General features: G+C 62.3%; 6 protein-coding genes. All 6 read right to left on the reverse strand.

Annotated elements, in window-relative coordinates:
• Positions 1-80: 80 nt before the first annotated feature.
• The 6 genes from KM135_RS03070 to KM135_RS03095 all read right to left on the reverse strand — a co-directional run bounded on the left by KM135_RS03070 (position 81) and on the right by KM135_RS03095 (position 5,677).
• A complete protein-coding gene (locus tag KM135_RS03070) occupies positions 81-461 on the reverse strand; it encodes a hypothetical protein (RefSeq protein WP_221712483.1) in 381 nt (126 codons plus the stop codon).
• 26 nt (positions 462-487) lie between these two features.
• Positions 488-1,228: a DUF4198 domain-containing protein gene (locus KM135_RS03075; protein WP_221712484.1), complete on the reverse strand. Its 741-nt coding sequence runs from the start codon at positions 1,226-1,228 to the stop codon at positions 488-490.
• Between the two features lie 147 nt (positions 1,229-1,375).
• A complete protein-coding gene (ald, locus tag KM135_RS03080) occupies positions 1,376-2,482 on the reverse strand; it encodes an alanine dehydrogenase (protein ID WP_221712485.1) in 1,107 nt (368 codons plus the stop codon).
• A gap of 136 nt (positions 2,483-2,618) precedes the next feature.
• On the reverse strand, positions 2,619-3,776 hold the full coding sequence (locus tag KM135_RS03085) for a M20 aminoacylase family protein (RefSeq protein ID WP_221712486.1): 1,158 nt from the start codon (positions 3,774-3,776) through the stop codon (positions 2,619-2,621).
• Between the two features lie 6 nt (positions 3,777-3,782).
• Entirely contained in the window at positions 3,783-4,277 is a 495-nt protein-coding gene (locus tag KM135_RS03090; protein ID WP_221712487.1) for an Lrp/AsnC family transcriptional regulator, read from the reverse strand.
• Between the two features lie 17 nt (positions 4,278-4,294).
• On the reverse strand, positions 4,295-5,677 hold the full coding sequence (locus KM135_RS03095) for an aspartate aminotransferase family protein (protein WP_221712488.1): 1,383 nt from the start codon (positions 5,675-5,677) through the stop codon (positions 4,295-4,297).
• Positions 5,678-6,000: the final 323 nt, after the last annotated feature.

Consider the following 6,000-nt stretch of genomic DNA (forward strand, 5'->3'; position numbering starts at 1 on the left):
AAAACACTGCGACAGGTCATCGGAAAGACCCTTCAAATGCGGGGCGGCCGCCGGCTTGACGCCGACGGCCGAGGGGGAGACTATTTGATGACGAAGGTCGTTCCGTATCGGGTGCCGCTCGCTTTATCGACGACGAGCACACCGATGTTGGCGCCCTTGGCAACCCGGAGACCTTTGGCGAAGAACTGGTTGCCCTTGAGGGGCAACATGGCCACTTCGGTCTTCTTGCCTCCCGCGGTAACGCTCAGCTTTGCCGTCATGGCTGCGGCGTTCACGGGATCATCCTCATCGATGACATAAAGCGAGACGCCGGCCGGTGCGGTCACGATCTCGAACAGCGTCTCGCCGTTCATCTGCACGATGCCGCCATGTTGCGGCTTGGTCGTGCCATGCGCGAGGGCAGTTGTTGACAGGCCGGTCACCGCCGACAGGCCAAGCAGAAAGGCGAGTGTCTTTTTCATGAACTGGAACTCCGTTGGCCTGACGCTCATTCCGGCAGATGGGCGAGGGTGAATGCGAGCGTCGCGGTATGTTCGATCTGCTTGTAGAGCTTGGGCTGATCGCTTGAGCTGATATAGACCGCGCGGATGATGTTGAGGCCCTGATTGCGGACCGGCATGGTCAGAGTGCCATCCGGACCGGTCTCCTGTTCCTTCGCGTCAGGATCGTTGACCATGTCATTGATCATTCGAACGCCCGCCTGCGGCTTACCCTGGTAGAGCACCTTGTAGCGCAGCGGCATGCCGAGCTTCTCTGGAATAGGGCCGTCCGGCACGATCTGGAGCGCCTGGTTGGGCAGCGCCGGGATCGGTTTCGACAGCGGTCTCAGGATCGCAAGCGCGTATTTGACGTTTTTTGTCGACACCGTCGCATTGGGCATCTCCTCAAGCGTCTTTTTCTCGAACTCCCCATCGCCCGTGCGCGACCAGATACCATATGGCATCTCCGCCGCGACCAGCGTCGGCTGTGAGTCCGTATCGACCAGCACGAGCGGACCCGCCACGCGCGGCGTCGCCTTGATCGGATGGTAGTCGGCATCATAGCCGGTGATGTTCTGCATCAGCGGCAGACGCTTGACGGATTCCAGGTCGTCCGCGCCGACGCCGTAGATGATGGCGATCTGCTTGGCGCGGGAAGCAAACCAGATGCCGTGCGCCTCAACCGCGACTAGCGGCACAGCAAGAGTGGCGAACAGCGCCGTGCCGAGGGAAATGCTCTTCAGTCCCATTCGTCAACTCCTTCAATGCCTGAGGTTTCTGTGTTCTGTGGTAACGCAGGCTATGGCGACACATCGGCGTTTTATGTTGCACTCGGCTTGAGGGCGGCAGATCTGAACGTATTTCGTCCTGCGACGGAATCTGCCGCCGCACCGCGCCTAGTGAACGAGTTCGTGTTGATCGAAGTCGCCAAGGCTCTGCGCAACCGACATATTTGCGATCGCGCCGCGATGGATGTTGAGCCCTTCCTTGAACCCTGGGCTTCGCTCCAGGGCGCCCAGACCATCATTTGCGAGGGCAAGGGCGTAGGGCAGCGTTGCGTTGTTGAGGGCGTAGCTCGACGTTCTGGGAACAGCTCCGGGCATGTTGGCCACGCAGTAATGGATGATCTCGTCGACAATGAAGGTCGGCTCATCGTGCGTCGTTGGCCTCGATGTCTCGAAGCACCCGCCTTGATCGATTGCGACGTCGATCAATACCGCATGCCTCTTCATCAGCCCCAGCATCTTCCTGGTGACCAGCTTGGGGGCTGCCTTGCCGGGTATCAGCACCGCCCCAATTGTGGCGTCCGCCTCGCTGATTTCCTCCTCAATGGCGTCCATCGTGGACAGCCGTGTGCGCACGCGCCCGCCAAATAGTTCGTCGAGTTGGCGGAGGCGGGGGAGGGATGCGTCTATGATGGAAACGTCAGCGCCCAGGCCGATGGCCATGCGCGCGGCGTGCGTGCCGACCACGCCGCCGCCGATCACGACGACGCGCGAGGCGGAGACCCCCGGAACGCCGCCCAGAAGGATACCCGGCCCGCCGGCATGGCGCCGCAATGCCGCGCCGGCCGCTTCGATGGACAGGCGCCCGGCCACCTCGCTCATGGGCGCAAGCAAGGGAAGACCCCCGCGCTCGTCGACAATCGTCTCATAAGCGATCGCGGTGCAGCCGGAGCGCATCAATCCGCGCGCCTGCTCGGGATCCGGCGCAAGATGGAGATAGGTGAAGAGAATTTGATCGGGCCGCAGCATCACCCATTCGGAGGGCTGCGGTTCCTTGACTTTCACGATCATGTCGGCACGGGCGAACACGTCCGCCGCGGTCGCCGCGATGGCCGCGCCAACCCGCATATAGGCGTCATCGTCCATCCCGATGCCCGAACCGGCGCCCGTCTCGACGAGAACCTGATGGCCTGCCGCGACCAGCTCGCGGGCCGAGCCCGGAGTCAGTCCGACGCGATATTCATGTACCTTGATTTCCCTGGGAACACCGACAAGCATGAAAATCTCCGATCATCTTCGATGCTCGAAAATCTAGGAGCCGGTCGCGGCATTTGCGCTCGAAAAGAGGGCATGCGCCCGCGAGGCCGGGTCGTTTTCGGCCTTGTTGCGACATGATTTCGTGCGTGGCGAGAAGCTAGGCGGCGAGAAGCTTTTCGACGAGGGCCACATGGAGCCGAATGCCCGTGGCCAACACGTCATCGTTGAAATCGTAGCCCGGATTGTGAAGCGGGACGGAATGGCCGTCGCGTCCCTGACCAAGCCAGAGATAGGCGCCCTTGCAGGCCTGCAGCATGAACGCGAAATCTTCCGAGGTGAACGCCGGCTCGGGCGCCAGAAGCGCGGTCCCGACCGATCGCGCGACATCGAGGGCCTCATGGGCGGCATCGGCATCGTTGATCGTCGCGGGATAGTAGCGGTCATAGTCGACTTCGACGCCAACGCCGAAGGACAGGGCGACACCCTTCGAAATCTCGCGCAGTCGCGTTTCGATGACGTCCTGCACGTCCGGATCGAAGGTGCGGACCGTCCCCACGACCCAAGCCTGAGCCGGGATCACGTTATGCGCATTGCCGCCATGCATCTGGGTGACCGACAGGACGGCCGACGACATGGCCGGAATGTTTCGCGACACGATGCTGTTGAGCTGCGTCACCAGCGCGGAGGCGGCAAGCAGCGCATCGGGCGTATTGTGGGGAATGGCGGCGTGGCCGCCCTTGCCGGACAGCGTGATCTCGAACTTGTCGGCGGCGCCCATGATGGGGCCGGGCCGCGTCGCGATCGTGCCGGCCGGCAGATCCGGCCAGTTGTGAAGAGCAAAGATGCGATCGCAGGGGAAACGTTCGAAAAGCCCTTCCCGGATCATTTCCCTCGCGCCGCCCAGGCCTTCCTCGGCAGGCTGGAAAATGAAATTGACGGTTCCGTCGAACGACAGCGTCCTGGCGAGGTGCTGGGCCGCTCCCAGCAGCATCGCGACATGGCCATCATGGCCGCAGCCGTGGAAAACGCCGTCTGTCCGGCTGGCATAAGGGAGATTGGTCTGTTCCTGGATCGACAGGGCGTCCATGTCGGCGCGCAGGCCGATGGAGCGTGTCGATCCACCGTTGCGAAGGACGGCGACGACACCGGTGCCGCCAATGGCCTCATGCACTTCGAGACCGATCGCGCGCAACTCGGCCGCGATGCGCTGCGCGGTTCGCCTTTCCTGGAAACCGAGTTCGGGATGTGCGTGAATGTCCTGCCGGAATGCGACCAGCGGGGAGATGAGATCTTCGATGTCCAGCGCGGAAGCCATGGCGTCTCAGACCTGCTCGCCGAACAAGCGCGTAATCGGATAGTGGTGCTTGATGAACGGTGATTTGATGACGACGTAGCTGAAATATTTTTCGATGCCGTAGTCGCCCTCCAGCATGCTCTCGATGATCGACTGGTAGTGGCTGACGCCTCTCGTGACGAACTTGAGCAGATAGTCGTAGCCGCCACTCACCAGATGGCACTCCACGATCTCATCCATCTTCCTGATTTTCTGCTCGAAGCGCGAGAAGTCGCCCGATCGGTGCTCGGTCAGGGTGACTTCCGTGAACACGGTGAGGACTTCGCCCAGCTTGTCGAGGTTGATCTGTGCGCTGTAGCCGGAAATGAATCCCGCCTTTTCAAGGCGCTTCACGCGGGTGAGGCAGGGGCTCGGCGAGAGGCCCACGGCATCGGCAAGCTCGACATTGGTCATGCGGCCCGTCTGCTGGAGCTGGGCCAATATCTTCAGATCGATCCGATCGAGCCTGAGCCCCAAAGTCATAAGCCGCCTCGCCCGCCTCAGCCCAGAGCCTGCCGGATGTCCGGTTCGCTCAAAAGGTCGTCCAGCGCCTTCGTGATCCTGGAAAAGATCATATCCATCTCATCCTCGGAACAACAGAGGGCTGGTGCAAGGCCGATGATGTTGTCGCCGAACGCCCGGAAGATGACGCCATTCCTGTAGCCCGCCGCAAACAGGCGATCCGGCAGGCCGAGTCCGGGATCGAACCGCGCCTTGCTCTCCTTGTCGGCGACAAGCTCGATGGCGCCGAGCATCCCGCGGCCTCGCGTGTCCCCCACCATCGGATGGCTGGCCATATCCGCCAGACCCTGCGCGAAGCGCTGGCCGACCCTCTGCCCATTGGCGAGAACGCCGCCTTCGCCATAGAGCCGCAACACTTCCAGAGCGACGGCGGCGCTGACGGGGTGGCCGGAATAGGTGAGGCCGTGCCCGATCGCCAGGTCCGGTGCCGCGCCATCCGCAATTCCCTGATAGACCTTGTCGGACATCAGAAGCGCGCCCATCGGTGCGTAGCCGGCGGTCAGGCCCTTTGCGAGCGTCATCAGATCGGGCGATACGCCTTCGTCTTCACATGCGAACATGGGGCCGGTCCGGCCGAAACCAGTAATCACTTCGTCCGCCACGAAGAGGATGTCCAGCTCGGTGCAGACGTCCCGCATCGCCCGCAACCACCCCTTTGGAGGCACGATGACGCCGCCGGACCCCTGAATGGGCTCGCAGAAGAAAGCGCCGACATTGTCGGCTCCAAGTTCGTCTATTTTCGCCCTGAGCTGGGAGACCGAGGCCGCGATGAGAGATGCATCGTCGAGGCAATCGCTGCGGTAGGCATAGGGTGACGGGATATAATGCTGCCACGGGAGCGGAACATCGAAATTTCGATGGAAGTTCGGCAGGGCCGTCAGTCCCGATCCGGTCGTGCTCGATCCGTGATAACCGCGCTCCAGCGCGATATAGTGCTTTTTGGTCGGACGGCCGACAGCGTTCCAATAATGCGTGATGTAGCGAATGGCGCTGTCGACGGCGTCCGAGCCGCCCAGCGTGAAGAAGACATGATCGAGGCCTTCGGGGCTGATCGCGACGAGCTTTTCGGCGAGGCGGATCGCCGGCTCGCTGCCGAAATGGAAATAGCCTGTGGCATAAGGCAGCCGGCGCATCTGCTCGGCGGCGACCTCGACGACGCTTTCCTGGCCAAAACCGATATTGACACACCAAAGGCCGGCAAAGGCATCCAGAACGGTATTATTGTCGATATCCGTTACCCACATGCCCTTGGCACTGTGGAGGATCGTCGCGCCACGTTCCTCGTGCGCGCGAAAGGACGTGACCGGGTGGATGAGGTGATCCCGGTCCATTTCAAGCAGGGATCGGTTCGAGGTCGCCATCGCCGTGCAGACTCGCGTCATTGATGATGGCGCGAGCCTAGGGCGCGTCGCGGGACAGAAAGCGCTGTCTTGGCTGCCTTGTGCGAACGGGCGGGTCAATTTGCCGGACGAGGCGGCAGAATATGCCGCTGCGGTGTCGAGCATCAGCCAAGGTCAGGCGTGAACCCGCTTCGCATCTGACGACAAATTTCAGCTCAGCGCGTCGGCGACCGCCTTGCCGCATTCGACCGTGCCGGCCGAGCCTTTGAGGTCGGCGGTGCGCAGCTTCGGCTCGGCGAGGACCGTCTCGATCGCGCGCATGATCGCGGCGGCCGCCTCATGCT

It is taken from the genome of Sphingobium xanthum, assembly GCF_019737615.1.
In the GTDB taxonomy this organism is placed as follows: domain Bacteria; phylum Pseudomonadota; class Alphaproteobacteria; order Sphingomonadales; family Sphingomonadaceae; genus Sphingobium; species Sphingobium xanthum.